This is a genomic window from Rhodospirillum centenum SW (assembly GCF_000016185.1).
Taxonomy (GTDB): Bacteria; Pseudomonadota; Alphaproteobacteria; order Azospirillales; family Azospirillaceae; genus Rhodocista; species Rhodocista centena.
Genome location: NC_011420.2, coordinates 2246788 through 2267747 on the forward strand (window position 1 = coordinate 2246788; position 20960 = coordinate 2267747).

Sequence of the window (20960 nt, forward strand, 5' to 3'; positions counted from 1 at the left end):
GGGACCCCGAGGGAAGGTCCGGAAGCATCATGACGCCGAAGGGGTTGGATACCGTGTTGGACAGGGTTGACGGGCCGGGCGCAGCGCAGCCGGACGGCCCGCCGGGGGGCGTCCCGCTGCCGGAAGCGGCCGGCCTGACCCATCTGGAACGGCTGGAGGCCGAGAGCATCCACATCCTGCGCGAGGTCGTGGCCGAGGCGGAGAACCCGGTGATGCTCTATTCCATCGGCAAGGACAGCGCCGTCATGCTGCACCTGGCGATGAAGGCGTTCTACCCGGCGAAGCCGCCCTTTCCGCTGCTGCATGTGGACACGACCTGGAAGTTCCGGGAGATGATCGCCTTCCGCGACGCCACGGCCCGCCGGCTGGGGCTGGACCTGCTGGTCCACACCAACCCGGAGGGGCTGGCGCGCGGCATCGGCCCGGTCAGCCACGGGTCCGCCCTGCACACCCAGGTGATGAAGACCGAGGCCTTGAAGCAGGCGCTGGACCGCCACGGCTTCGACGCCGCCTTCGGCGGGGCCCGGCGGGACGAGGAGAAGAGCCGGGCCAAGGAACGCGTCTTCAGCTTCCGCACGGCCCGGCACGCCTGGGACCCGAAGCGGCAGCGGCCGGAGATCTGGAACCTCTACAACGCGCGCCGGCACAAGGGGGAGAGCCTCCGCGTCTTCCCCCTGTCCAACTGGACCGAACTGGACATCTGGCAGTACATCCAGCGCGAGGGCATCCCCCTGCCCTCGCTCTACTTCGCGGCCGAGCGGCCGGTCGTGCGGCGCGACGGGGCGCTGATCATGGTGGACGACGATCGCCTGCCGCTGGCGCCCGGCGAGGTGCCGGAACTGCGCCGGGTCCGCTTCCGCACCCTGGGCTGCTATCCCCTGACCGGCGCCATCGAGAGCGACGCCGATACCCTGCCCGCCGTGATCCGGGAGATGCTGCTGACCCGCAGCTCCGAACGCCAGGGCCGCGTCATCGACAGGGACTCCAGCTCCTCCATGGAGCAGAAGAAGCGCGAGGGCTATTTCTGATGGCGCCGGACCTGACCCTTTCCGTCCGGCCGGCAGCCGGACGCGAGCCGATCGCCGACGATATCGGCCAGTATCTGGAGGCGCACCGGACCAAGGACCTGCTGCGCTTCATCACCTGCGGCAGCGTGGACGACGGCAAGAGCACGCTGATCGGCCGGCTGCTCTATGAATCGAAGTCGCTGTTCGAAGACCAGATCGCCGCCCTGGAGGCGGACAGCCGCCGGCTGGGCACCCAGGACGGGGCGCTGGACTTCGCGCTGCTGGTGGACGGGCTGGCGGCGGAGCGGGAACAGGGCATCACCATCGACGTGGCCTACCGCTTCTTCGCCACGGAGCACCGCAAGTTCATCGTGGCCGACACGCCGGGCCACGAGCAGTACACCCGCAACATGATCACCGGCGCCTCCACCGCCGATGTCGCCGTCATCCTGGTGGACGCGCGCAAGGGCATCCTGACCCAGACCCGCCGGCACAGCTTCCTGGTCTCCCTGATCGGCATCCGGCAGGTGGTGCTGGCGGTCAACAAGATGGACCTGGTCGGCTGGTCGCAGGCGGCGTTCGAGCGGATCGTCGCCGAGTACCGGGAATTCGCGGCCCCGCTGGGCTTTTCCACCATCCTGCCGATCCCGCTGTCGGCACTGGCCGGCGACAACGTGGTGGAGGCCAGCGCCCGCATGCCCTGGTACGGCGGCGCGAGCCTGCTGCGGACGCTGGAGACGCTCCCGGCCGCCGGGGCGGGGATCGCGGAATACGCCCCCTTCCGCCTGCCGGTGCAGTGGGTCTCCCGCCCGCATGCGGATTTCCGCGGCTTCGCCGGGCTGGTGGCGTCGGGCACGGTGCGGCCGGGCGATCCGGTCGCCGTCTACCCGTCCGGCCGACGCAGCCGGGTGGCGCGCATCGTCACCGCGGACGGCGACCGGGAGCAGGCTGTGGCCGGCCAGTCCGTCACCCTGACCCTGACGGACGAGATCGACGTCAGCCGCGGCGACCTGCTGGCCCCGCCGGACGATCCGCCGGGCGTGGCCGACCGCTTCGAGGCGACGCTCGTCTGGATGGCGGAGGAGGCGCTGGCGCCCGGCCGTCCCTACCTGCTGAAGCTCGGCACCCGCACCGTGACCGCCACGGTGGACACCATCCGGCACGGCATCGACGTGAACAGCGGCACCCTGCGCCCGGCCGCCACGCTGGAGCTGAACGGCATCGGCCTGTGCGAGCTGTCGCTCGACCAGCCGGTCGCCTTCGACCCCTATACGCGCAACCGCACCACCGGCGGCTTCATCCTGATCGACCGCTTCAGCAACGACACGGTGGGGGTGGGCCTGCTGCGCGCGCCGCTGGGCCGGACGGCGCATGTCCGCTGGCAGGCGCACGACGTCACCCGCGAGGGCCGCGCCGCGCTGAAGGGCCAGCGGCCCTGCGTGCTCTGGTTCACCGGCCTGTCGGGCGCGGGCAAGTCCACCATCGCCAATCTGGTGGAGAAGAAGCTGCATGCCGACGGCCGCCACACCTTCCTGCTGGACGGCGACAATCTGCGCCACGGCCTGACCCGCGACCTGGGCTTCGGCGCCGCCGACCGGACGGAGAACATCCGCCGCGTGGCGGAGGTGGCGAAGCTGATGGCCGATGCGGGCCTGATCGTGCTGGTCTCGCTGATCTCCCCCTTCCGGGCCGACCGGCGGATGGCGCGGGACCTGCTGCCGCCGGGCGGCTTCCTGGAGGTGTTCGTGGATACGCCGCTGGAGGTGGCGGAAGGCCGCGACGTGAAGGGCCTGTACCGCCGCGCACGCCGCGGCGAGATCGCGCAGTTCACCGGCATCGACAGCCCCTACGAAGCGCCCGAGACCCCCGACATCCGGATCGACACGCTGGCCCTGTCGCCCGAGGAGGCGGCGCTGGAGATCGTCCGCCGGCTGGACCGCCTGGGCGTGACGGGCGAGGACCCGCTGACCGACGGTGCTGCCATCTGACGTCCAGGTCGCCCGCTGGCCAGGCCGCCCGCTGGACGGACGGGCAGCGTAGCTGTTCCCGTTGCGCCGCTGACCGGAACCCTCTTACAGTTGTCCGCAAAACCGGCCCGACCAATCGGGCCCTGGGGGAACCGCCGGTATCGCGCGCCGGTGCAGGAGAACTGTCTGAATGAACTTCGATCCGGCGAGCCTGACCGACAGCCGAATTCACCAGGCCTTCACGTATTGGGACTCGCTCCGGAATGGCCGGGAAATTCCGGCAAGAGCGGATATTGATCCCTCTGAAATAATCAGAATACTGCCCTTCGTGCTGCTTGTGGACGTTTGCTACGACCCGATGGATTTCCGCATCCGGCTTGCCGGGACCGACATCGTTGAACGGTTCGGACAGGAGATCACAGGTTGCAGACTTCAGGATATCGACCTCGACGGCAAGCACGAACAGGTCTTCCGCGAATACTGCCTGACGGTGGAGCAGCGCCAGCCGCTGCTGTTCACGGAGGAATTCCGCCGCCATGACGGCAAGTACATGAACTATGTGAGGTTGCTCTGCCCCCTGTCGCGGAACGGCGACCGGATCGACATGCTGTTCGGGGTCCAGGTGCCGCAGCCGGGCCTCCCGGATACGCGGACGCCGGCCGCCCCCTGAGCCCGGCGGCGGCGCGGTCCGCGCCGGGCAGCCCGGACCCGGCTGCGCCGGCGATGCTGCACATGCACGACGGGCTGCAAAGGCCCGATAAAACGTGTAAGCATGGGGTTCTGGAATGGCCGTCCCCTGGTGACGGCGCACTACGTGGTCCAAGATGGCCGTTCTCGACGTCAGGCCGATCCTCTATGTGATCGGTTACCTTCTCATCGTCCTTGCCGGCGCCATGCTGGTTCCCATGTCGGCGGACCTCGCCGCGGGCAGCCCCGACTGGCAGGTCTTCGCCGTCTCGGGCGCGCTGACCCTGTTCTTCGCGGTCCTGCTGGTGCTGACCAACCGCACCCACGGGATCAGCCTGAACCTGCGGCAGACCTTCGTCCTGACCAGTCTGGCCTGGATCATCGTCTGCCTGTTCTCCTCGCTGCCCTTCATGCTGTCGTCGCTGCGGCTGGGCTTCGCCGATGCCTTCTTCGAGGCCATGTCGGGCCTGACGACGACGGGATCGACGGTGATCACGGGGCTGGGCGACCTGCCGCCGGGGATCCTGCTGTGGCGGGCGCTGCTGCAATGGCTGGGCGGCATCGGCATCGTCGGCATGGGCATCGTCATCCTGCCGTTCCTGCGCGTCGGCGGCATGCAGCTCTTCCGCTCCGAATCCTCGGACAAGTCGGACAAGGTGGTGCCGCGGGCCAGCGATCTGGCGCTCGCCTTCTGCTGGATCTATCTGGCCCTCACCTGCATCTGCACCGCCGCCCTGATGGTCTCGGGGATGGATGCCTTCGATTCCATCTGCCACGCCATGGCCGCGCTCTCGACCGGGGGCTTCTCGACCGAGGATGCCAGCGTCGGCTACTGGCGCGAACCGGCGATCCACTGGACGCTGATCGTTTTCATGATCCTGGGGTCCCTGCCCTTCGTCCGCTATGTCAGCCTTGTCCGCGGCGATGCCCGTCCGCTGCTGCGGGACACGCAGGTGCGCGCCTTCCTGGGGCTGCTGGCGGTCTCCTCGCTGGGCCTCGCCCTCTATCTCGGGATCGTCCAGCACATGCCGGCCGAGGAGGCGCTGCGTCAGGCCACCTTCAACGTCGTCTCGGTGGTGACGACGACGGGGTTCGCCTCGGCGGACTACACGCTCTGGGGCTCGCCGGCGGTGGCGCTGTTCTTCGTGCTGCTGTTCACCGGCGGCTGCACCGGATCGACGGCGGGCGGCGTGAAGATCATGCGCTTCGAGATCCTGTGGCTGACCCTGTGGGCCCAGATGACCCGCCTGATCAGCCCGAACCGGGTGATCCCGCTCTCCTACAACGGCAAGCCGGTGGACAGCGACATCATCCTGTCGGTGATGAGCTTCATCTCCATCTACATCGGCACGATGTTCGTGTTCACCCAGCTCCTGGCGGCCACCGGGCTGGACCTTGTCACCTCGGTCACGGGCGTGGCCCAGGCGCTGGGCAATATCGGCCCCGGCCTGGGCACCATCATCGGCCCGGCGGGCAACTTCAAGCCGCTGGAGGACGAGGCCAAGTGGATCCTGTCGCTCGCCATGCTGATGGGCCGGCTGGAGCTGTTCACCCTGCTGGTGATGCTGAGCCCGTCCTTCTGGCGCACCTGATTCCGGCCCGACCGGCCCGCGGTCGGGGGCAAGCGGCCCCATCGGCCTGTGCCAAAAAGGGTCTTGAACTGGTCCTCCCGACCGCGCAGGTTCGAGCCTCCGCGCCGGGGGCCCCGACCCTGGTCATCTGTCCCGGGCGCATCCGATACACTATGTAATGGGCAGGGAATCCTGATGAGGAAAGCGCTCGTGAACGGCATCAGCGTGGTCGCCCTGATGGCGGCCTTCGGCGGGGCGGGGGCGATGGTCCTGGCGGCGGCACCGGCCGCGGCGGCGACCCAGACCAAGGGAACCGAGAAGGCCGGGACGAACCCCTTCTTCACCGAGTGGAAGACGCCGTTCGGCATCCCGCCGTTCGACAAGATCAAGCCGGAGCACTTCACCCCCGCCTTCGAGCGCGGGATGGAGCAGCACAAGGCCGAGATCAAGGCGATCGCCGAGAACCCGGAGAAGCCGACCTTCGCCAACACCTTCGAGGCGATGGAGCGCAGCGGCGTTCTGCTGACCGATGTCGCCAACGTCTTCTTCAACCTGTCCTCGTCGAACACGAACGACGAACTGGAGAAGATCCAGCTTGAGCTGGCGCCGGTGCTGGCGAAGCACAACAGCGAAATCTCGCTGAACCCGAAGCTGTTCGCCCGCATCGACGCGATCTACCAGAAGCGCGACTCCCTGAACCTGACGGCGGAGCAGAAGCGGCTGGTGGAGCGCATCCACCTGAACTTCGTGCGCGCCGGCGCCCAGCTTCCGGAGGAGAAGAAGCAGCGTCTGGCCGCGATCACCCAGAAGCTGGCCACCCTCTCCACCCAGTTCAGCCAGAACGTGCTGGCCGACGAGAAGTCGTTCAAGCTGGAACTGGACGGCGAGCGCGACCTTGCCGGCCTGCCGGAGTTCGTGCGTCAGGCCGCAGCCCAGGCGGCGGCCGACCGGGGCATGCCGGGCAAGTACGTCGTCACCCTGTCGCGCTCCTCGATCGAGCCGTTCCTCACCTTCTCCGACCGCCGCGACCTGCGCGAGAAGGCCTTCAAGGCCTGGATCTCCCGCGGCGACAACGGCGACGAGCATGACAACAAGGGCCTGATCAAGGAGATCGTCCAGCTCCGCATCGAGCGGGCGAACCTGATGGGCTATCCCACCTTCGCGGACTACAAGCTGGCCGATACCATGGCGAAGACGCCGGCCGCCGCGGAGGAGCTGCTGCTGAAGGTGTGGGAGCCGGCCAAGGCCCGCGCCGCGCAGGAGCGCGACATGCTGCAGGAGATGGCCCGCCAGGAAGGCCAGAACATCGAGATCCAGCCCTGGGACTGGCGCTACTACGCCGAGAAGGTCCGCAAGGCCAAGTTCGACCTGGACGAGTCGGAAGTGAAGCCGTACTTCCAGCTCGACAAGATGGTCGAGGCGATGTTCTACACCGCCAACCAGCTCTTCGGCGTGACCTTCACCGAGCTGAAGGACGTCCCGCTCTACAGCCCGGATGTCCGCGCCTACGAGGTGAAGGACAAGAACGGCAAGCATGTCGCCGTCTTCCTGTCCGACAATTTCGCGCGCCCGTCCAAGCGCAGCGGCGCCTGGATGTCCAGCTACCGCGACCAGGAGAAGCTGCGCGGCGACATCCGTCCGATCGTCGTCAACAACAACAACTTCAACAAGGGTGCACCCGGCGCGCCGGTGCTGCTGTCCTTCGACGACGCCAACACGCTGTTCCACGAGTTCGGCCACGGCCTGCACGGCATGCTGTCCGACGTGACCTACCCGTACCTCTCGGGCACCAGCGTGTTGCGCGATTTCGTGGAGTTCCCCAGCCAGGTGCTTGAGCACTGGGTGGAGCAGCCGGAAATCCTGCAGAAGTTCGCCGTCCACTACCAGACCGGCAAGCCGATCCCGAAGGAACTGCTGGACAAGATCCTGGCCGCGCGCAACTTCAACCAGGGATTCGCCACGGTCGAATACCTGGCCTCGGCGCTGGTGGACCTGGAGTTCCATGCCCTGAAGGACGCCAAGGACCTGGATGTTTCCAGGTTCGAGGCCGACACGCTGAAGAAGCTCGGCATGCCGAAGGAGATCGTGATGCGGCACCGCTCGCCGGCCTTCAGCCACGTCTTCTCCGGCGATGGCTACTCGGCCGGCTACTACAGCTACATGTGGGCCGAGGTGCTGGACGCGGACGGCTTCGACGCCTTCAAGGAGAAGGGCAACATCTTCGACCCCGAACTGTCGAAGAAGCTGTACGACAACGTCTTCAGCGCCGGCGGCACCAAGGAGCCGATGGACGCCTACATCAACTTCCGCGGCCGGGAGCCGAAGGTGGACGCGCTGCTGCGCAACCGCGGCCTGACCCCGCCGGAGCCGAATGCCGGCGTGAACTGAGGCACAAGCCCGGCCCCGTCCCGCGGGGCCGGTCTTCCCGGGCGAAGGCGCGGTCGGCAACGGCCGCGCCTTTCGTCTGTCTGCGGCCCTTTCTGCCGGTCTCCCGCTGCCCGTCCCGGGCACGCCCCGCCCGCCCGCGCAACCATCCTTCAGGAGAGGGGCGCTGGGTTGTTGAAGATGACGCACACGGTGTTAAAGTGCGCCCGCGCGGGGGTCCCCCGCGCGCGGCCGACCTTGCGGGCCCGTCCCGGGCGGCGCTGGGAAGGCCGGATCGTCCCACTCCACAGAAGCCGGCGATCCCGCATGAACATCCATGAGTATCAGGCCAAAAGCCTGCTGAAGAAGTATGGCGTCGCGGTGCCCCGGGGCGGCGTCGCCTACACGCTCGAAGAGGCCCGCGCGGTGGCCAAGGAGCTTGGCGGTCCGGTCTGGGTGGTGAAGTCCCAGATCCATGCCGGCGGACGCGGAGCGGGACGCTTCAAGGATGATCCGAACGGCAAGGGCGGCGTCCGCGTCGTCAAGTCGATCGACGACGTCGTCGCCAGCACCGACGCCATGCTGGGCAAGGTGCTGGTGACCAAGCAGACCGGCCCGGAGGGCAAGGAGGTCAAGCGCATCTACGTGGAGGAAGGGGCCGACATCAAGCGCGAGCTGTACCTCTCCATGCTGCTGGACCGCGCCACCTCCCGCATCACCATCGTCGCCTCCACCGAGGGCGGCATGGAGATCGAGGAGGTCGCCCACACCAGCCCCGAGAAGATCGTCAAGGTCGCCATCGACCCGGTGCAGGGCCTGCAGGGCTACCACGCCCGCAAGGTCGCCTTCGCCCTGGGTCTTGAGGGCAAGCAGGTCGGCGCCTGCACGAAGTTCCTGCTGGGCATGTACAAGGCCTTCACCGACCTGGACATGAGCCTGGTCGAGGTGAACCCGCTGGTCGTCACCGGCAGCGGCGAGGTGCTGGCCCTGGATGCCAAGGTCAACTTCGACGACAACGCGCTCTACCGCCATCACGAGATCGAGGAGCTGCGCGACGAGTCCGAGGAGGAGGCGTCGGAGACCGAGGCCACCCGCCACGGCCTGAACTACGTCAAGCTGGACGGCAACATCGGCTGCATGGTGAACGGCGCCGGCCTCGCCATGGCGACGATGGACATCATCAAGCTCTATGGCGGCGAGCCGGCCAACTTCCTGGATGTCGGCGGCGGCGCCACCAAGGAGCGCGTCACCACCGCCTTCAAGCTGATCCTCTCCGACCCGCATGTCGAGGGCATCCTGGTCAACATCTTCGGCGGCATCATGCGCTGCGACGTGATCGCGGACGGCGTGGTGGCGGCGGCCCGCGAGGTGTCCTTGCACGTCCCGCTGGTCGTCCGGCTGGAGGGCACCAACGTCGATCTGGGCAAGAAGATCCTGGCCGAGAGCGGTCTGCCGATCCTGTCCGCCGACAATCTGGCCGACGCCGCCGAGAAGATCGTCAAGGCCGTGAAGGAGGCCGCGTAACCATGGCCGTTCTCGTCAACAAGGACACCAAGGTCATCTGCCAGGGCTTCACCGGCGCGCAGGGGACCTTCCATTCCGAGCAGGCCATCGCCTACGGCACCCGCATGGTCGGCGGCGTGACCCCCGGCAAGGGCGGCACCACGCACCTGGACCTGCCGGTGTTCGACACGGTGGCCGACGCCGTGGCGAAGACCGGCGCCAACGCCAGCGTCATCTACGTGCCGCCGCCGTTCGCGGCCGACGCCATCCTGGAGGCGATCGACGCCGGCATCCCGCTGGTCGTCTGCATCACCGAGGGCATCCCGGTCCTGGACATGGTCAAGGTCAAGCGCGCGCTGCAGGACAGCGGCACCCGCCTGATCGGTCCGAACTGCCCGGGCGTCATCACCCCGGACGAGTGCAAGATCGGCATCATGCCGGGCCACATCCACCGCCGCGGCAAGATCGGCATCGTCAGCCGCTCCGGCACGCTGACCTATGAGGCGGTGGCGCAGACCACGGCGGCCGGGCTGGGGCAGAGCACCTGCATCGGCATCGGCGGCGATCCGGTCAACGGCACCAGCTTCGTCGATGCGCTCCAGATGTTCGCCGAGGACCCGGAGACCCAAGGCATCATCATGATCGGTGAGATCGGGGGCGATGCCGAGGTCAAGGGCGCCGAGTTCATCAAGGAAAGCGGCCTGAAGAAGCCGGTCGTCGGCTTCATCGCCGGCCGCACCGCCCCGCCGGGCCGCCGCATGGGCCATGCCGGCGCGGTGATCTCCGGCGGCAACGACACGGCCGACTTCAAGGTCGATGCCCTGCGCGCCGCCGGCGTGCATGTCGCCGACAGCCCGGCCAGCCTGGGCAGCACCATGCTGAAGGCCATGGGCTGAGACCTGCGGGCTGAAGCCTGCGGGCTGACGGCGAGAGCCTGAAGCCGGACAGGGACGGTCCCGACCCGAAGGCCGCCGGAGCGATCCGGCGGCCTTCTGCTTTCCGGGCGCCGCGATCTGCCTGCCCTGCGATCTGCCTGCGCCGCGACGCCGCGCACCCGTTCTGCAATTAAAAACGATTTGCAGAGACGCCGGAGGCTGTGGCATGCAGCGGGTGCCGTTCCCCGCCGGCCCCCTGCCCGTCGCCTCCCGCCGTCCTGCATGCGCCATCCGCCCATCGCCAAGATCGACCCCCGCCCGCACCCCGTGGCGGCCGACCCGCGGGCCGGGCGGGCCGGCTTCTGGAAGCGGCAGGCCCGCACCTGGCACTGGATCTCCGGCGCGATCTGCCTGCTGGGCATGCTGGGATTCGCCGTCACCGGCATCACCCTGAACCACGCCGCCGACATCCCGGCCGAGCCCGTCGTCAGCGAACGGCAGGCGCAGCTTCCGGAGCCGCTGCTGGCCGAACTGGCGGCCGGGCCGGAGAAGGGCCGCAGCGACGCCCTGCCCCCCGCGGTCGCGGCCTTCGTTGAGGAGGCGCTGGACATCGGCCTGTCCGGCCGCCCCGCGGAGTGGAGCCCGGACGAGGTCTATGTCGGCCTGCCGCGGCCGGGCGGGGACGCCTGGCTGTCCATCGAGCGCGAGAGCGGCGCCGTCGTCTACGAGCTGACCACCCGCGGCGCCATCGCCTATCTGAACGACCTGCACAAGGGCCGCCACACCGGCAAGGCCTGGTCCTGGTTCCTCGACATCTTCTCGGCGGCCTGCATCGTCTTCTGCCTGACCGGGCTGTGGCTGTTGCAGATCCACGCCGGCAAGCGCCCCTCCACCTGGCCGCTGGCCGTGGCCGGCCTCGCGCTGCCGGTGCTTCTTCTCGTCTTCTTCGTCCATGCGTGAGGACCCGATGCGTGCCCTTCTGATGATCGCCGGACTCGGCCTGCTGGGCGGCCCCGCCCTGGCCGACGAGATGGTGGTGGAGGTCGAGCTTCCCCAGCTCAAGGTGGCCGAGTACCACCGCCCCTATGTCGCCGTCTGGGTCGCCCGGCCCGACCAGTCCGTCGCCGCCACGCTGGAGGTCTGGTACGCCCAGGAGGACGGCCCCGAGGGCGAGGGCGAGAGCTGGCTGAAGGACCTGCGCCAGTGGTGGCGCCGCATCGGCCGCACGCTGGAGATGCCGGTGGACGGCGTCTCCGGGCCGACCCGCGCCCCCGGCGCCCATGTCCTGACCTATGCCGGCGACGCCGGCCCGCTGAAGGCGCTGCCGCCGGGCGAGTATGTCCTGCAGGTGGAAGCGGCGCGCGAGGTCGGCGGCCGCGAGCTGGTCAGCATCCCCTTCACCTGGCCCGGCACGGCCAAGGCCGAAGCCAGGGGCGAGACCGAGCTGGGCGGCATCCGCCTGACCCTGGTGCAGGCACCCTGAGCGGGCACGGCGGCCCGCGCTCCCACGACCGACGCTGAACAAGAAAAGGGGTTTGGAACAATGACGCGCACCGCGACACGGGCGACGCTGCTGGCGGCCCTGCTTCTGGCCACCGCGACCGGCACCGCCCAGGCCCATCGCATGTGGCTGGAGCCCTCCACCTTCACCCTGTCCGGCACCGACCAGTGGATCACGGTGGACGGGGCGATCTCCAACGACCTGTTCGTGCCCAACCATGTGCCGCTGCCCTTGAACGGGCTGTCCGTCACCGGGCCGGACGGTGCCCCCGTGGCGCTGGAGAACGCCCACCGGGGCAAGCTGCGCTCCGTCTTCGACCTGAAGCTGGAGAAGGACGGCACCTACCGCATCGCCGAGGAGGGAGCCGTCTTCATCGCGCTCTGGAAGGAGGACGGCGAGCAGAAGCGCCGCCGCGGCACCCTGGAGGAACTGCGCAAGGCCGGGCTGGAGTCCAAGCCGGAGGCGAAGTTCATCCAGTCCATGCGGCGGGTGGAGACCTTCGTCACCCTGGGCGCGCCGAACGACACCGCCCTGAAGCCGACGGGCAGAGGGCTGGAACTGCTGCCCGTCACCCACCCCAACGACATCGTCGCCGGGGAGAAGGCCACCCTGAAGCTGCTGCTGAACGGCGAACCGGCGGCGGGCCTCAAGGTCACCATCGTGAAGGCCGGCGACCAGTACCGCGACAAGCCCGCCACGCAGGAGCTGGAGACGGGGGCCGACGGCGCCGTCGCCTTCACCGTGGCGGAGCCCGGCCGCTACTGGCTGAACGCCCAGTCGCGCGGCCGGACGACGGTCGAGGGGCTGGAGATGGACCGCATGATGTCCTACGTGGCGACCGTCGAGGCCGCCGCCCCGTGATGACAGGGGGCCGCGCCGTGACCGGGGGCCGCGCCGTGGCCGGGGACCTCCTGGCGACCGAGGCCCGCCCCCTGATCCCGGTGGCGCTGGCGCGCGGGGAAGCCCGCCGCCCGCCGCCGGACAGCATCCGGCTGGCGCTGGCCGGCCGGACCATGGGGACGGACTGGTCGCTGCGCTGCCACGCCCCGGCCGGAACCGACCCGGCGGGGGTGGAGGCGGCGGTGCAGGCGGTCTTCGCCGGCACCATCGCGGAGATGAGCACCTGGGAGCCGTCCTCCTTCATCTGCCGCTTCAACGGGGCACCGGCCGGCACGACGCTGGAGATGCCGGCCGGGTTCCGGCAGGTGCTGGCGGCGGCCCTGGAGGTGGCGGCGGCAACGGACGGCGCCTTCGATCCCTGTCTGGCCGCGGAGGTCAACCGCCGCGGCTTCACCCCGGCGCCCTGGGTTCCGCCCGGCGCTCCCGGACCACAACCGCCCCCGCACGCACCGGGCGGCTGGCGGGCGCTGGCCGCCGTGACCGGAACGGGGGGTGGAGCCGGGGCCGGAGCCGAGCGCATCACCCAGCCGGGCGGACTCTGGCTCGACCTGTCCGCGATCGCCAAGGGCCATGCCGTGGACGGCATGGGCCACGCCCTGCGCGCGCTGGGCATCGAGTGCTTCCTGGTGGAGATCGGCGGCGAGTTCGTCGGCGCCGGGATCAAGCCCGACCTGACCCCCTGGTGGGTCGCCCTGGAGAACCCCGACGGCACGCCCGGCGGCTGGCGGGTTGCCCTGTGCGGCTGCGCGCTCGCCAGTTCGGGCGACTATCGCCGCCGCCATGTGCGGGACGGCCGTCCGGTCAGCCACATCGTCCGCCGGCCGGGGGCGGCCGACCGCTACGGCGACCTTGCCAGTGTCAGCGTCGTGGCGGCGGACTGCATGCGCGCCGACGCCTGGGCGACGGCGCTGTTCGCCGCCGGCGACGCGGACGGGCTGGCGCTGGCCGACACCCACGGCATCGCCGCCCTGTTCCAGTACCGCGACGCCCCGCCCCGCTGGTCCGCGGCCCTTGGGGTCATGCTGGAGTAAGGCGCCGCGCCTACACCTCCACGAGGTTGTCCACTTCCTTGAAGGCCTGGAGCAGGCGCACCGCCCGGTGCGGGGCGCCTGTCCAGTGCGCCGGATCGAAATCGTCCTGGAGGAAAGAGCTGAAGCCGGCCCGGTCCGACTCCGGGATGCGGTCCACATGGGCGAAACCCATGCTCCAGCCGGCGAAGGCCCGTCCCTCCGGCCGGAACTTGATCAGGGTCGTCACGTCGGTATGGCGCGGGTCCAGGCAGATACGGGAATAGAGCCCGTGGACCGCATGGTTCGGGCCTTCCAGGGCCTGCATGAAGCGGCCATGACGAAACAGCAGCAGTCCCGTGATGCCGACCCGGCTGTTGGCGGCGCGCGCCTGGCGCAGCAGCGACAACAGCTCGGCATCGCCCATCGGGACCACCGCCCGACTGACATAGACAAGGCAGAGCAGCGCGTCGTCGGTCATGGAATACGTCCCCGGGAACCAAGGGACCCACAGTAGCCAAACATCCGCCGCACGCCAACAGCCGCTCCGCACGGGGCGTCGCAGCGATGCCACGGCCAAAGAAAAGCCCCGCGCGGAAGCGCGGGGCCAAGGGGGCGACCGGCGGGGCAGTGCGCCGGCGCCAAGGGCGGAACGGGGAACGGGGAACGGATCAGAAGATCTGGACCAGACAGGCGATCTGCACCACCGCGACGGCCAGCACGGGAAGCACCTCCACGCCCGGCACCCACTCGCCGATCCGGGCCAGCAGGCCCGCGGGGCGCTCGCCCGCCACCGGCAGCGTCTGCACGGCCCGCAGCGGAGCGGCCATCCGCGCCGGCCGGGTCGCCGCCGTGGTCCGGCGCCGGGTGAGCCGGCTGCGCAGCGTGCGGGCGCGGGTGGCGACGGGCGTCGGGGTCGGGATGGCGGCGGCGAAGGCGGTGATGGTGGCCATGGTCTCTTCCTCCAGGGTTGGGCGTCTTCCTTGCCCAGGGAGAATTGCAACCGCTGTGCCAAGGCCCGGAAGGCCCGGATTCCGTCGGCTTCCGGGCATCGCCCCGCGGGAGCGCCTGCCGGTGTGGCGAAAGAGTGGCAAGGACGGCGAACGGGTGGCGGTTTCCACCCTTGACCCTCAAGAAGAAGGCCCGGAACGGCGTTCCGGGCCTCAGCGCACGACCGCCGGCGGCCCCGGCGGCGGGGAGATCAACCCTCCAACCCGACCAGGGCGCGGGCGAACTGGCGGGCGTCGAACGGGCGCAGGTCGTAGACCCCCTCGCCCACGCCGATGGCATGCACCGGCAGGCCGAACTTCTCGGCCAGCGCCACCAGCACGCCGCCGCGGGCGCTGCCGTCCAGCTTGGTCAGGACCAGGCCGTTGATGGCGACCATCTCCTTGAACACCTCCACCTGGCTGTGGGCGTTCTGGCCGGTGGTGGCGTCCAGCGTCAGCAGCGTCGTGTGCGGCGCCTCGGGGTCCAGCTTCTTGATGACGCGGACGATCTTGCGCAGTTCCTCCATCAGGCCGGTCTTGTTCTGGAGCCGGCCCGCGGTGTCGATCAGCAGCACGTCGGCACCGGCGGCGCGGGCCTTCTCCAGCGCCTCGAAGGCAAGGCCGGCCGCGTCGGCGCCGGTATCCTTGGCGACCACCGGACAGCCGGTGCGCTCGCCCCAGACCTTGAGCTGGCTGACGGCCGCGGCGCGGAAGGTATCGCCCGCCGCCATCCAGACGGTCTTGCCCTCTTCGCGCAACTGGCGGGCCAGCTTGCCGATGGTGGTCGTCTTGCCGGTGCCGTTGACGCCGACCAGCAGGATGACATGCGGCCGCCGTTCGGGCTCGATCACCAGCGGCCGGGCCACGGGCTCGACCAGCTTCTGCACCTCGCCCGCCAGATACTCGCGCACCTCCTGCGGCGAGACCTCCTTGCCGAAGCGCGTCCGGGCCAGCCCCGCCGTCATCCGGGCCGCCGTGGTCGGGCCCAGGTCGGCCCGGATCAGCAGCTCCTCCAGCTCCTCCAGCGCCTCGTCATCCAGCTTGCGCTTGGTGAAGATGCCGGAGATGCCCTCGGTCAGCCGGGAGGTGGACTTGGACAGGCCGTCCTTCAGCCGGGCGAACCAGCCCTTGCGCTCGGGCCGGTCGTCCATGCCGGGCTCGACGGCCGCGGCGGCAGGGGCCACGGCAGCAGGGGCGACAGCCGCAGGAGCCGCGTCGTCGCCGTCGGCGGCGTCCGACGCAGCGGCGGGCTCCCCGGCGGCGGGGAGGGTCTCCTGCTCCGCCTCGGGCGGCAGCGCAGCGTCCGCGTCGGGAACCGGCGCGGTCTCCTCCGGCATCGGCTGCGCCTGGGGCAGCGGCTGCGCCTGGGGCTCCGGCGTCGTCTGCGCCTCGGGCTTCTTCTTCTTGAACCAGTCGAACATCAGTCCTCGACCACAGCGGTGAGCATGGTGCCGTCAACACCGGTCAGGCGGCAGCGGATCAGGCTGCCGGGCGCGTGCGTCCCGTCCAGCCGGACCTCGGCGAAGCCGGGGGTGCGCCCCAGCCCCGCCCGTTCCACCAGCACCCCGGCGGTGCGCCCGACCTGGGCGGCCAGATAGCGGTCCACCGCCACCTGCCCCGCAGCGCGCAGCCGGGCGGCGCGCTCCTTGCGGACGGGGACGGGGACCTGGGGCATCTTCGCGGCGGGCGTTCCGGGCCGGGCGCTGTAGGGGAAGACGTGCAGCCAGGTGAGGCCGCACTCTTCCACGATGCGCAGGCTGTTCTCGAACATCGCGTCGGTCTCCGTCGGGAAACCGGCGATGATATCGGCGCCGAACACGATGTCGGGGCGCAGGCCGCGGGCCTTCTCGCAGAAGCGGATGGCGTCGTCGCGCGTGTGGCGCCGCTTCATCCGCTTCAGCACCATGTCGTCGCCGGCCTGGAGCGACAGGTGCAGGTGCGGCATCAGCCGCTCCTCCTCCGCCACCAGCCGCCAGAGATCGTCGTCCATCTCCACCGCGTCCAGGGAGGAGAGCCGCAGGCGCGGCAGTTCCGGCACAGCCGCCAGCAGCCGGCGCACCATCTGCCCCAGCGCGGGGGTGCCCGGCAGGTCGGCGCCGTAGCTGGTGATGTCCACCCCGGTCAGCACCACCTCGCGGTAGCCGGACTCGAGCAGGGTGCGGACCTGGGCCACCACCTCCCCCATCGGGACGGAGCGGGAATTGCCGCGGCCGAAGGGGATGATGCAGAAGGTGCAGCGGTGGTCGCAGCCGTTCTGGACCTGCACGAAGGCGCGCGCCCGCCCCTCCATCCCCTGGATCAGGTGGGAGGCGGTCTCGCGCACGCTCATGATGTCGTTGACGCGGACGCGCTCGCTGGCGCCGACGCCGAACTCCGTCCAGGCGCTCTCGGTCAGCTTGGCGTCGTTGCCCAGCACATGGTCCACCTCGCCCATGGCGGCGAAACCATCCGGGTTGACCTGGGCGGCGCAGCCGGTGACGACGATCTTCGCCCCCGGCCGGTCGCGGCGCAGCCGGCGGATCGCCTGGCGTGCCTGCCGCTCGGCCTCCGCCGTGACGGCGCAGGTGTTGACGATCACAACGTCGTCCAGCCCGGCCGTGCGGGCGTGGGCGCGCATCACCTCGGATTCGTAGCTGTTCAGCCGGCAGCCGAAGGTGACGACGGTCAGCCCGTCGCCGCCGCTGACGGCGGGCGCGGCATCCTCGCCGGCATGGCCGTGGTCATGGTCATGGCCGTGGCCGTGGCCGTGGCCGTGCTCATGGTCGTGACCGCAGTCCTTGTGCGGAACCCCGCTCATGCCGGCACCGTCTCGGGAAGCGGGGTCTCTGAGGGCAGGGACCCGGGCAGCAGCGTCTCCGACAGCTCGCCGGTGAAGGCGGTGGCGACCGGGCCGGTCATCAGCACATGGCCGTCGCCGTGCCATTCGATCCAGAGCCGGCCGCCGTCCAGCTCGATCCAGGCGGCCCGGCCGGTCAGGCCGCGGCGGGCGGCGGCGACCAGGGTGGCGCAGGAGCCGCTGCCGCAGGCGCGGGTGATGCCGGCGCCGCGCTCCCACACCCGCATGCGGATATGGTCGGGGGCCAGCACCTGCGCCACCTCGATGTTGCAGCGCTGCGGGAACAGGGAGTGATGCTCCAGCACGGGACCCAGGGTCGCCAGATCCACGGCCTCGGCATCGTCCACGAAGAAGACGGCGTGCGGGTTGCCCATGCCGACGCAGCAGGCGTCCTGCAACGGGCCGGCGCCCGCGGGGACGCGCAGCGTGTCGTGCGCCGCGGCGAGCGGGATCTGCGTCCAGTCCAGCCGGGCCGGCCCCATGTCCACCGTGACCGAGCCGTCGGCGCGCAGGCGGCAGCGCAGAAGGCCCGTCGCCGTCTCGACCGTCACCTCGGCCCGGCCGGACCCGTCGGCCACCAGCGAGGCGACGCAGCGGGTGGCGTTGCCACAGGCCCCGCTCTCGCTGCCGTCAGGGTTCAGGATGCGCATGAACAGGTCGGCCGCGGGATGCCGCGGCGGCTCCAGCAGGACGATCTGGTCGCAGCCGACGCCCGTGTGCCGGTCGGCAATGGCACGGGCCGCCGCCGTCGTCAGCGGCAGCGGGTCGCGGCGGGCGTCGAGCACGACGAAGTCGTTGCCCAGCCCGTGCATCTTCAGGAAGCGGCGCACCATGGCATCAGGTCCGGAAAGTCAGGCCCCTTATATGGTCAAGCGCCCCGGCGCGTAAACCAGCGGCGCGGGAGGAGCGGGAATGCGCCGCGGCCATTCTGTAGGCGCGGCTGTTGGGACAAGGACGTGACGGAACGCACAGCGCCGGTGGTCGGGAAAGAATGTGCTCGCACGGCACCCCTGCGGCATGCGCACCCTGCGACATGAAATGACATGGACCTGTGCTAGATGATCTGCCGTGGGCGGCCCGCCGGGCCGGCCCGGCGGATCGACAAGGACTCCGGCAAGCACCGGAAACGACCGGGAGAGGGACGATGACGGCCTGCACTGCGATGGCCCGCGCCGAAAGCATGCCCCGTACCGCGAACATGGACTCCGCCCGCCGGGAGCGGCCGGGCGCCGCCGCGACCGTGTGGGACGCGCTGCGGCGGGAGGCTGCCTGTCTGGTGGGGGCCGAGCCCTCCATGGCGCGGCCGCTGGACCGCTCGGTGCTGCGCCACGCGGACATGGCGGGGGCACTGGCCGCACTGCTCTCCGGCAAGCTGGCCGGGGAGATGGAGGTGGCGACCCTGGCCGACCTGATCGACCGGGCGCTGGCGGACGACCCCGACATCGTGGAGGCGGCGGCCGAGGACCTGGTCGCCGTGCGCGACCGCGACCCGGCCGCGGCGGGGCTTGCGCACCCCTTCCTGCACTTCAAGGGCTATCAGGCGCTGCAGGCGCACCGGGTGGCGCGGCACTACTGGCATGCCGGCCGCAGGCTGGTCGCCTTCCATATCCAGTCCGTCGTGTCCGAACGGTTCGGGGTGGACATCCATCCCAACGCCCGCATCGGCCGACGCGTGCTGATCGACCACGGCACGGGCGTCGTGATCGGGGAGACGGCGGTGGTGGGGGACGATGTCTCCATCCTCCAGGGCGTCACCCTGGGCGGCACCGGCAAGGAGGCCGGGGACCGGCATCCGAAGGTGCGCAACGGCGTGCTGATCGGTGCCGGGGCGAAGATCCTGGGCAACATCCAGGTCGGCATGTGCGCGCGCATCGGCGCCGGCAGCGTCGTGCTGCATCCGGTCCCGGCCTTCGCCACGGTGGCAGGCGTGCCGGCCCGCCTGGTCGGGCGCCGGTCGGACGAGGTGCCGGCCCGGACCATGGACCATTCGCTGCCGGAGTCGGTGTTCGTGGAGCAGGGCGCCGGGATCTGACGCCGCCCCTCCGCCCTGCCCTGCCTGACCTCCCGGCCCGGTTCAGCGGTGCCGGAACACCAGCCACTTGCTGGCGACGAAGTTGAAGGTCATGCCGGCCAGCGAACCGGCCGCCACGGCGGCGTAGGGCAGCAGCGGCAGCAGCGGCGACAGGGCGGCGGGCAGCAGGAACGGCCCCCCCGCCACGACCGCCGAGGAGGTGCCGTAGTTCACCGCCCCGCCCACCCCGTTGGCCGCCAGGAAGGACAGCCACTGCCAGACGGCACCGGGCTTGCCGCGGCTGCGGAAGGTGAAGACCCGGTTCATGTACCAGGTGAAGGTGGCGGCGCAGAAATAGGAGACGAGGCGGCCGACATAGAAGTTCGCCCCCGCCCCCTCCATCGCCAGGGCCAGTGCTGCCATGTCCACCGCGGCCCCGCCCACGCCGATGGCGGCGAAGGTCAGCATCTCGCGGTGAAGATGGCCGCCCCGGGCCGGCGGGACCTGTCCGGGGGCGGAACCGGCGTCGGGCCGGACCACGGCCGGACCGCTCACCGCGGCATCCCGATCCCGGCGGGATCGAAGGCGGGCGCCGGGATCTCCAGATACTTCAGCCGCTTCATCTCGCGCCGGCCGCGGGTCACCGTCTCCAGGATCAGGCCGGCGGTGAGGGACAGGAAGGACAGGAGCCCCAGGCCCGTGGCCAGCACCGCCGTGGGGAAGCGCGGCACCAGCCCGGTGGCGAAGTACTCCGTGAACAGCGGCACGGCGATGCCGACCGAGAGCATGGCCAGCAGCAGCGAGGCGATCCCGAAGAACTGCATCGGCCGCTCCTCCTTGATCAGCTTGCCGATCATCCAGAGAATGCGGAAGCCGTCGCGGAAGGTGGACAGCTTGGAGACGCTGCCGGGCGCGCGGTCCTTGTACGGCGTTTCCACCTCGCCGATCGGCATGCGCATCTCCAGCGCATGCACCACCAGCTCCGTCTCGATCTCGAAGCCGCCGGCCAGGACCGGGAAGCTCTTCACGAAGCGGCGGGAGAAGACGCGGTAGCCGGACAGCATGTCCTGGGTGCGCTTGCCGAACACCATGGTGACCAGCGTGGTCAGCAGCACGTTGCCGAAGCGGTGGCCGCGCCGGTAGGTCTCCCAGTCGGCGACGCGGGCGCCGTTCACCATGTCGAGCTGTTCGTCCACCAGCTTGCGCACCAGCTCCGGCGCCTTGCCGGCATCATAGGTGTCGTCCCCGTCCACCATCACGTAGATGTCCGCCTCCACGTCGGCGAACATGCGGCGGACGACGTTGCCCTTGCCCTGGAGCGTCTCGCAGCGGACGACGGCGCCGGCGGCGCGCGCCTGCTCGATGGTCCGGTCCTTGGAGTTGTTGTCGTAGACATAGACGACGCACCCCGGCAGGGCCGCCCGGAAGTCGCGCACCACCTTGGCGATGGACGCCTCCTCGTTGTAGCAGGGCACCAGCACGGCAATGGCCGGGGTCGCCTGCGCCAGCGGGCGCGGCGCGGGGGCAAGGTCGGTGGCGGTCACGGCATCCGGCAGGGAACCGGCCATCTGGGAGCCGGCCATCTGGGAGCCGGCCATCTGGGAGCCGGGCTGCGGGGCATCGGAAGCGGGGGCGGCGGTCGCGGGGATGGACATGGGGGTCTGGTCCGGTAGGGCGGGCTGGCGTTGCAGGCTGGCGTCGATAGATAGCATGGAATCGGGCGGAAGCACGGCCTCCGCGGG

Annotated in this window: 19 protein-coding genes; 12 read left to right on the forward strand and 7 right to left on the reverse strand. The window is 70.3% G+C overall.

Annotated features, from left to right (window positions below; translation table 11 throughout):
* The first annotated feature begins 29 nt into the window (after positions 1-29).
* From cysD to RC1_RS10515, 11 genes are all read left to right on the forward strand, one after another.
* Positions 30-1028 carry a sulfate adenylyltransferase subunit CysD gene (gene cysD, locus RC1_RS10465; RefSeq protein WP_012567354.1) on the forward strand — a complete coding sequence of 333 codons (999 nt, stop codon included), beginning with the start codon at positions 30-32 and terminating at the stop codon, positions 1026-1028.
* Positions 1028-2995, forward strand: coding sequence for a sulfate adenylyltransferase subunit CysN (gene cysN / locus RC1_RS10470; protein ID WP_012567355.1), 1968 nt, complete (start codon positions 1028-1030; stop codon positions 2993-2995). The genes cysD and cysN overlap by 1 nt, the downstream gene beginning before the upstream one ends.
* A gap of 169 nt (positions 2996-3164) precedes the next feature.
* Positions 3165-3644 (forward strand): PAS domain-containing protein, encoded by a 480-nt coding sequence (locus RC1_RS10475; protein ID WP_012567356.1) that lies wholly within the window; start codon positions 3165-3167, stop codon positions 3642-3644.
* A 154-nt stretch (positions 3645-3798) separates the two neighbouring features.
* Positions 3799-5253 carry a TrkH family potassium uptake protein gene (locus RC1_RS10480; RefSeq protein ID WP_012567357.1) on the forward strand — a complete coding sequence of 485 codons (1455 nt, stop codon included), beginning with the start codon at positions 3799-3801 and terminating at the stop codon, positions 5251-5253.
* A 174-nt stretch (positions 5254-5427) separates the two neighbouring features.
* A complete protein-coding gene (locus RC1_RS10485; RefSeq protein ID WP_234703766.1) occupies positions 5428-7620 on the forward strand; it encodes a M3 family metallopeptidase in 2193 nt (730 codons plus the stop codon).
* A 303-nt stretch (positions 7621-7923) separates the two neighbouring features.
* Positions 7924-9120: an ADP-forming succinate--CoA ligase subunit beta gene (sucC, locus tag RC1_RS10490; RefSeq protein ID WP_012567359.1), complete on the forward strand. Its 1197-nt coding sequence runs from the start codon at positions 7924-7926 to the stop codon at positions 9118-9120.
* A gap of 2 nt (positions 9121-9122) precedes the next feature.
* The gene (gene sucD, locus RC1_RS10495; protein WP_012567360.1) at positions 9123-9995 is read left to right on the forward strand and encodes a succinate--CoA ligase subunit alpha; all 873 of its coding nucleotides are present in this window, start codon (positions 9123-9125) and stop codon (positions 9993-9995) included.
* Positions 9996-10256: 261 nt separating this feature from the next.
* Positions 10257-10934 (forward strand): PepSY-associated TM helix domain-containing protein, encoded by a 678-nt coding sequence (locus RC1_RS10500; protein WP_012567361.1) that lies wholly within the window; start codon positions 10257-10259, stop codon positions 10932-10934.
* A 7-nt stretch (positions 10935-10941) separates the two neighbouring features.
* Complete coding sequence (locus RC1_RS10505) at positions 10942-11457, forward strand: DUF2271 domain-containing protein (RefSeq protein ID WP_012567362.1); 516 nt, start codon at positions 10942-10944, stop codon at positions 11455-11457.
* 60 nt (positions 11458-11517) lie between these two features.
* Entirely contained in the window at positions 11518-12336 is an 819-nt protein-coding gene (locus RC1_RS10510) for a DUF4198 domain-containing protein (protein ID WP_012567363.1), read from the forward strand.
* 35 nt (positions 12337-12371) lie between these two features.
* Complete coding sequence (locus RC1_RS10515) at positions 12372-13406, forward strand: FAD:protein FMN transferase (protein WP_012567364.1); 1035 nt, start codon at positions 12372-12374, stop codon at positions 13404-13406.
* Between the two features lie 10 nt (positions 13407-13416).
* On the opposite strand, the gene RC1_RS10520 is transcribed toward RC1_RS10515, so the two are convergent.
* From RC1_RS10520 to dapF, 5 genes are all read right to left on the reverse strand, one after another.
* Positions 13417-13863: a BLUF domain-containing protein gene (locus RC1_RS10520; RefSeq protein WP_012567365.1), complete on the reverse strand. Its 447-nt coding sequence runs from the start codon at positions 13861-13863 to the stop codon at positions 13417-13419.
* Positions 13864-14053: 190 nt separating this feature from the next.
* Positions 14054-14335 (reverse strand): hypothetical protein, encoded by a 282-nt coding sequence (locus RC1_RS10525; RefSeq protein ID WP_012567366.1) that lies wholly within the window; start codon positions 14333-14335, stop codon positions 14054-14056.
* 248 nt (positions 14336-14583) lie between these two features.
* The gene (ftsY, locus tag RC1_RS10530; protein WP_012567367.1) at positions 14584-15792 is read right to left on the reverse strand and encodes a signal recognition particle-docking protein FtsY; all 1209 of its coding nucleotides are present in this window, start codon (positions 15790-15792) and stop codon (positions 14584-14586) included.
* A complete protein-coding gene (gene mtaB / locus RC1_RS10535; protein ID WP_012567368.1) occupies positions 15792-17168 on the reverse strand; it encodes a tRNA (N(6)-L-threonylcarbamoyladenosine(37)-C(2))-methylthiotransferase MtaB in 1377 nt (458 codons plus the stop codon). The genes ftsY and mtaB overlap by 1 nt, the downstream gene beginning before the upstream one ends.
* Positions 17165-18040, reverse strand: coding sequence for a diaminopimelate epimerase (gene dapF / locus RC1_RS10540; protein ID WP_012567369.1), 876 nt, complete (start codon positions 18038-18040; stop codon positions 17165-17167). The genes mtaB and dapF overlap by 4 nt, the downstream gene beginning before the upstream one ends.
* A 311-nt stretch (positions 18041-18351) precedes the next feature.
* Between dapF and cysE the strand changes: the two genes are divergently transcribed.
* Positions 18352-19239, forward strand: coding sequence for a serine O-acetyltransferase (cysE, locus tag RC1_RS10545; protein WP_234703767.1), 888 nt, complete (start codon positions 18352-18354; stop codon positions 19237-19239).
* Between the two features lie 42 nt (positions 19240-19281).
* Here the strand turns inward: cysE and RC1_RS10550 are convergent, their stop codons facing one another.
* Together RC1_RS10550 and RC1_RS10555 are read right to left on the reverse strand one after the other, a co-directional pair.
* Positions 19282-19773: a GtrA family protein gene (locus RC1_RS10550; RefSeq protein WP_012567371.1), complete on the reverse strand. Its 492-nt coding sequence runs from the start codon at positions 19771-19773 to the stop codon at positions 19282-19284.
* Positions 19770-20786 (reverse strand): glycosyltransferase family 2 protein, encoded by a 1017-nt coding sequence (locus RC1_RS10555; RefSeq protein WP_085979035.1) that lies wholly within the window; start codon positions 20784-20786, stop codon positions 19770-19772. Before RC1_RS10555 ends, RC1_RS10550 begins: the two co-directional genes overlap by 4 nt.
* Positions 20787-20960 lie beyond the last annotated feature (174 nt).

What these genes read in the sequence shown, in the direction of transcription:
- cysD (WP_012567354.1), top strand. Translation starts at nt 30, where the DNA reads ATGACGCCGAAGGGGTTGGATACCGTGTTGGACAGGGTTGACGGGCCG.
- cysN (WP_012567355.1), top strand. Translation starts at nt 1,028, where the DNA reads ATGGCGCCGGACCTGACCCTTTCCGTCCGGCCGGCAGCCGGACGCGAG.
- RC1_RS10475 (WP_012567356.1), top strand. Translation starts at nt 3,165, where the DNA reads ATGAACTTCGATCCGGCGAGCCTGACCGACAGCCGAATTCACCAGGCC.
- RC1_RS10480 (WP_012567357.1), top strand. Translation starts at nt 3,799, where the DNA reads ATGGCCGTTCTCGACGTCAGGCCGATCCTCTATGTGATCGGTTACCTT.
- RC1_RS10485 (WP_234703766.1), top strand. Translation starts at nt 5,428, where the DNA reads ATGAGGAAAGCGCTCGTGAACGGCATCAGCGTGGTCGCCCTGATGGCG.
- sucC (WP_012567359.1), top strand. Translation starts at nt 7,924, where the DNA reads ATGAACATCCATGAGTATCAGGCCAAAAGCCTGCTGAAGAAGTATGGC.
- sucD (WP_012567360.1), top strand. Translation starts at nt 9,123, where the DNA reads ATGGCCGTTCTCGTCAACAAGGACACCAAGGTCATCTGCCAGGGCTTC.
- RC1_RS10500 (WP_012567361.1), top strand. Translation starts at nt 10,257, where the DNA reads ATGCGCCATCCGCCCATCGCCAAGATCGACCCCCGCCCGCACCCCGTG.
- RC1_RS10505 (WP_012567362.1), top strand. Translation starts at nt 10,942, where the DNA reads ATGCGTGCCCTTCTGATGATCGCCGGACTCGGCCTGCTGGGCGGCCCC.
- RC1_RS10510 (WP_012567363.1), top strand. Translation starts at nt 11,518, where the DNA reads ATGACGCGCACCGCGACACGGGCGACGCTGCTGGCGGCCCTGCTTCTG.
- RC1_RS10520 (WP_012567365.1), bottom strand. Translation starts at nt 13,863, where the DNA reads ATGACCGACGACGCGCTGCTCTGCCTTGTCTATGTCAGTCGGGCGGTG.
- RC1_RS10525 (WP_012567366.1), bottom strand. Translation starts at nt 14,335, where the DNA reads ATGGCCACCATCACCGCCTTCGCCGCCGCCATCCCGACCCCGACGCCC.
- ftsY (WP_012567367.1), bottom strand. Translation starts at nt 15,792, where the DNA reads ATGTTCGACTGGTTCAAGAAGAAGAAGCCCGAGGCGCAGACGACGCCG.
- mtaB (WP_012567368.1), bottom strand. Translation starts at nt 17,168, where the DNA reads ATGAGCGGGGTTCCGCACAAGGACTGCGGTCACGACCATGAGCACGGC.
- dapF (WP_012567369.1), bottom strand. Translation starts at nt 18,040, where the DNA reads ATGGTGCGCCGCTTCCTGAAGATGCACGGGCTGGGCAACGACTTCGTC.
- cysE (WP_234703767.1), top strand. Translation starts at nt 18,352, where the DNA reads ATGACGGCCTGCACTGCGATGGCCCGCGCCGAAAGCATGCCCCGTACC.
- RC1_RS10555 (WP_085979035.1), bottom strand. Translation starts at nt 20,786, where the DNA reads ATGGCCGGTTCCCTGCCGGATGCCGTGACCGCCACCGACCTTGCCCCC.